Below are 4,597 nucleotides of genomic sequence, written 5' to 3' on the forward strand. Positions count from 1 at the left end.
GCGCTGCCCGCCGCGAACGACGCGCTCGCCCGCGTGTTCGCGGCGCTTGGTGACCCCACGCGCCTGCGGCTGGTCACGATGCTGTGCGCCGGCGGCGCGCTGTCGATCGCGCAGCTCACCGCCAGCACCGACATCAGCCGTCAGGGCGTGACGAAGCACCTCGAAGTGCTCGCCCAAGCCGGCGTGGTGCAGGACGTGCGCGCCGGGCGAGAGCGTCTATGGCAACTCGACCCCACGCAGATCGCATCCGCACGGCGCACGCTCGAACTCATCGGCAAGCAGTGGGACGTCGCCCTCGGCGGGCTCAAGGCGTTCGTGGAATCGCAGTGATCGCGGGCGCGCCGCACGCTACGGAGCCGGTGACCGAGGACGACGGGGAGGGAATCCGCAGTGTCGTGATCGGCGCGATCACCGCCAGAGCCGGAGCGACAAGCGCAGGACTTTGCGGCTGATCGACTATCGATGCTGTTGCAGTCAATAACCGTGTCGCCGCTGCAGTTGCGGTGGAAGGCCGCGCGGTCGGCACACAGTGCCAGCCGCGTCGCGCGGCGGCGCACGCCTGCTGCACTGCGAGCAGCAGCGACGCGCCGACCGAGCGTTCAAGGGGGTCTAAGCGAGCACTCCCCGCGCGTGTTTCACGCGCGAAGCGACGAACGGCTTGTCGCAACCTCCCAACGTGCGGATTCGACCTGCATCAGCGTGCCAATCGTCACGTCCCATCGACGTATCCCGCCGTTAGCTGTTCGGGCGTCGTGGATGCGGCGCAGAGGCCGCTGTACTCCGGACACCCCCGAACCGAAGGAGGATTGCCATGTTTCTGTCCAGGCAACATGTGGTGATGGCGCGTACGCTCGGCGTGGCGATCGTTGCAACGATCGGCCTGACTTCCTGTGCCACTTACGACGCCGATTTTGCGCGGATCAATTCGCGCCTCGACCAGCTCGACGCGAAGGTGCAGGGCGCGGCACAGAGTGCCGAATCCGCGAACCAATCCGCCCAGCGCGCCAACCAGCGGCTCGATCAGATCGAAGGCCGTGTGCAGCAGCTGGAAGCGGCGCCGCGCCGCAGGCCGCGCGGTTAGTCTCGCGTGCGCGATTCGCGACGAACGGCCTGAAGCGCACCCGGTGGCCTTTGGCCACCGGCCTTCCTGTGGTCACCATGTCTCCGCCTTAAGGAGCCGTCTCATTCGTACGTGCAGATACGCCGCGGTCCGGAACGTCGCGCTGGCACTCTCGTTGGCGTTCGCGGGCTCCGGCGTGGCCAGCGCCGCGATCGCTTCCGAGCAACCGGTCGCCGGTGTCGACCAGCTCCCGCCAGGTCAAGATGTTTCCAGCACTGTGACTGACCTCGCGGGTTGGGTTGTCGCCAGCAAGGACAGCCAGGGCTATCCGTTCGCCGTCATCGACAAGGCCGCCGCGCAGGTTCTGGTGTTCGGCAGCGATGGCCGGCTTCGCGGCGCCGCTCCTGCGCTCATTGGCTCGGCGGTCGGTGATCATTCGGCGCCCGGCGTTGCTGGGCTTGCGCTTGGCGAGATCCCGGGCCGTGAACGCACGACACCTGCAGGTCGCTTCGTAGGCGGCTTCGGTCCGTCGATCGATGCCGGGCGAGTGCTGTGGGTGGACTATGAGTCCGCGGTCTCCATCCACCCGACCGCTACGGGCGTTCCCGCCGAGAGGCGCGCTGAACGCCTTGCATCGCCCACGCCGGACGACAACCGCGTGACTCATGGATGCATCAACGTCTCGCCCGAGTTCTACGAGCAGATTGTCCGTCCGACGTTCGCGGAGGGCGGCGTGTTCTACATCCTGCCGGACGAGGCGCCGATTGCGGAGATCTTCCCGGAGTTTTCGCAGAGTCGGGCGACGACGCAACGCGGCGATGGACGACGCGCGCCGTCTGCCGGTCGCTGACGGGTGGGGGACGGTTGGCTCTAGCGCGGGCGGCGTTGCAGGAAAAGGCAGGAAAAGGGGTCAGGTTCACTTCTAAACAGTGATCTGCCCCTTCTGCGTTTGGCGGCTGGGCGCGCTCGACATTCGGCACAGCGGCATCTGCCCGGGCGCGGATGCGGCGGAGCAGCGACGCGCGGATATGAGTCCGCGCCTGGGCGCATCGAAACATTGATGCGCTTGGTCGCACAACCCGCTTACTTCAACGTGGCGGCCGGCAGCTAGCGAGGGCCGGGTTGGGGGTCACGGCGGCACTTGCACCGCGTCCGCGGTGTGCATCTCCAGTGCCGCTGAGGGGTGCTCGCGCAATCCGCGCGTGCGCTCAGGCTCAGCGTCACGCGACGTCGCTGTTGCACCGAACTCCGTTTGGATCGGGCGACCCGCCGCAAAGCGGGTCGGTCCCTCGATCAATGCGCTGCAAGAGATCATTGGCCTGGGCCGCCGACCGATCGCGCGACGTGGCTCGCGTGTTCGTCATAGGCATGAGCCCGACGCTTTTCGCGTGTTCGCGCGCGGGCCGGAGCCCGGGCTCTAGCTCTGTCACTGGGTGTGGACCCACGCTAGGGGCCTGTTGCAGCACGGTCGGGCGGACTTTGCGGATTGCTCCACGGCGAGAAGTCACGCCCCCCGGGGGAGCAATCAGCTTGCATCCACGGTGCGGCTCGGGCACAAAGGCAGATCGGAAAGGACAAGGATGTTCCATGCGTACTTTTGTGTTTCCGCTTCTGGTCGGGCTCGCGGCTTGCTCGCCCAGCGGTCAAACGGCGTCCAATATGGAGCGGCATCACTCGACGAATCCGCCGAATAGCGGGGCCGTTCGTGACCGCGTGGCGCGTGCAAATTCCGTCGCCCCGCATGCCGCTTCGAAGCCTTCGACTGCAATGGGTGCGAGCTCCCGGTTTTCGGGCATCTGGGAGGATTGTCAGGGAGCCGATTCGCCCGACGTCTGCAGCCGGTATTTGCTGGCTCAGCGCGGCAACCGTATCTGCGGGACGTGGTCGTACTACGCCACCGGCTATTACGACGGTCGCGTAGTCGCCACGACGCGTTCGCCCACGGAGGCCCGGCGCATCTTCGTTTGCGGTCGCCCGGGTAGCGAGACCAGCAAGGAGTGCGAGCAAGGCTGGGAGGCCGTCGACAAGCCGCTTCGCCTTTGCGGTGACAAGCTGGGCGATCTCGACTCGGAGCGAGGCGGTTGCTACGCAGACTTCGCACGCGTCAGCGACGCGCACGGCGAAATGGAGGCGCTGCAGAAGCAGCCTTGGATGCAGGCTTGCCTGACCGGAAATCCGGCGGAAGGCGCGCGATGACGAATACGCGTCCTCTCACGCAGGACGATCTGAAGGCCGCCGCGTACTTCGCGGTGGGCGTGACTTCCGAAGGGAGCATCGGCGGGCACGACGTGTCGTATCGCCTGAGCTTCGCCGGAAACGTCGCAGGCGACGGGCGCATGAGTCCCGTCGGCAACAGCGGTTATTCGTTCGGCACGCTGCAGATCGATCTGGGCGCGAACCCGGCAGTCGCCCGCGACATGCTGGATCACTACCAGCAATGGGCGGACGGTGAGCCTGATCGCGCGGCGCTCCACCTTACTCCGGATGCCTATGCGTCCACCTTGCACGCTCTTCAGCGCAATGGCCGCGCGATGCGGGCTGCGGAGGCCCACGATATCGATCGCACGGATATCAATCGATTCCTCGGGTCCGACGTCGGCCGCGCATTCGTCCACGGCCTCGACAGGCAGCACGCGGAGGCGATCACCCGAGTGGATCGCACTGTGGGCAACCACGACTCGGCGCTCGAACGATTGGAGCGGACGGAGCTCTACCGGAACGCAACGGACGACGACCAGGCGCGCCTTGCCGGCATCCTGATGAAGCTACAGAACCAGTCCGGCGAGCGATATACGCCGCGGTTGTTGGAGCGGATCGAAAGACACGAACTAGGCTCGGCAGTTGACGTGAAGGCTGCTGTCGACGGACTCCTGCCGAATCAGGCGAACGGCAACCCGGACTACGTCCAGTCTGGAGCAGACAACACGCTGCGCGGGATTGCACTGTTCAATACGCTGCGCGCGGCGGAGCGCGGTAATCCACTCGCGATTGCGTGGAATTCGGTCACAAGCGACCCGCTTGCAGGCCCGTCGCACGCGCGCCCCGCGGGTACGTGCAGTGCGGAGTCGGGTTTGAAGTACGACACCATCCGCTCCCTCTTTCTCACACCCGAAGCATCCCAGCGCCTTGTACACGCGCTTGACCACGGAGCCACCCTCGCCGAAGGCGACCCGGCGCTGCACCACGGACGGCGGCACGCCGGCTTCTACGCGGATGGCGGCAATTTCGTGCACTGGAATGCGAACGGGCAGGGCGTCGCCTGCATCGGCGGGCACTGGCGCAGCGTCGATCCCGAGCATCTGCATCGCGCCGTTCAACGCGATGGAAGCGTCGATCTCACCCTGACCGAGAACGGTCGGACGACGACGCTGCTGCACGTTGACCGACATGCGCGCACCACGGGACCGGCCGCCCGCGAACCCGAGCCTGCCGCGCACCCGGCTCCTGCGCCCATGCACCCGGATGGACTGGGACAACGCCGCTTCGCTCGCCTCGACCGACGCGTTCGGGCGCCTCATGAAGGCGACGGGCACCCAG

At 66.7% G+C, this 4,597-nt stretch carries 5 protein-coding genes; all 5 read left to right on the forward strand.

The genetic code is table 11. From position 1 onward, the window contains the following. Nucleotides 1-330, forward strand: a 330-nt coding sequence (locus FW784_RS12750; RefSeq protein ID WP_328592731.1) for an ArsR/SmtB family transcription factor, incomplete at its 5' end; no start/stop codon positions are given. Between the two features lie 481 nt (nt 331-811). Next, nucleotides 812-1,081 (forward strand): hypothetical protein, encoded by a 270-nt coding sequence (locus FW784_RS12755; protein WP_149353712.1) that lies wholly within the window; start codon nt 812-814, stop codon nt 1,079-1,081. Between the two features lie 142 nt (nt 1,082-1,223). Continuing rightward, nucleotides 1,224-1,910, forward strand: coding sequence for a L,D-transpeptidase family protein (locus FW784_RS12760; RefSeq protein WP_149353716.1), 687 nt, complete (start codon nt 1,224-1,226; stop codon nt 1,908-1,910). A 995-nt stretch (nt 1,911-2,905) separates the two neighbouring features. Then, nucleotides 2,906-3,256, forward strand: a complete 351-nt coding sequence (locus FW784_RS12765) for a hypothetical protein (RefSeq protein WP_149353713.1) — start codon at nt 2,906-2,908, stop codon at nt 3,254-3,256. Beyond that, a partial coding sequence (locus FW784_RS12770; RefSeq protein WP_149353714.1) for a hypothetical protein occupies nt 3,208-4,597 on the forward strand: 1,390 nt, incomplete at its 3' end. The genes FW784_RS12765 and FW784_RS12770, both read left to right, overlap by 49 nt.

Source organism: Cognatilysobacter lacus, from assembly GCF_008274655.1.
Lineage (GTDB): Bacteria > Pseudomonadota > Gammaproteobacteria > Xanthomonadales > Xanthomonadaceae > Cognatilysobacter > Cognatilysobacter lacus.

Bases quoted from the DNA above. Each gene is read 5' to 3' on its own strand.
- FW784_RS12755 (WP_149353712.1), top strand. From the start codon at position 812: ATGTTTCTGTCCAGGCAACATGTGGTGATGGCGCGTACGCTCGGCGTG.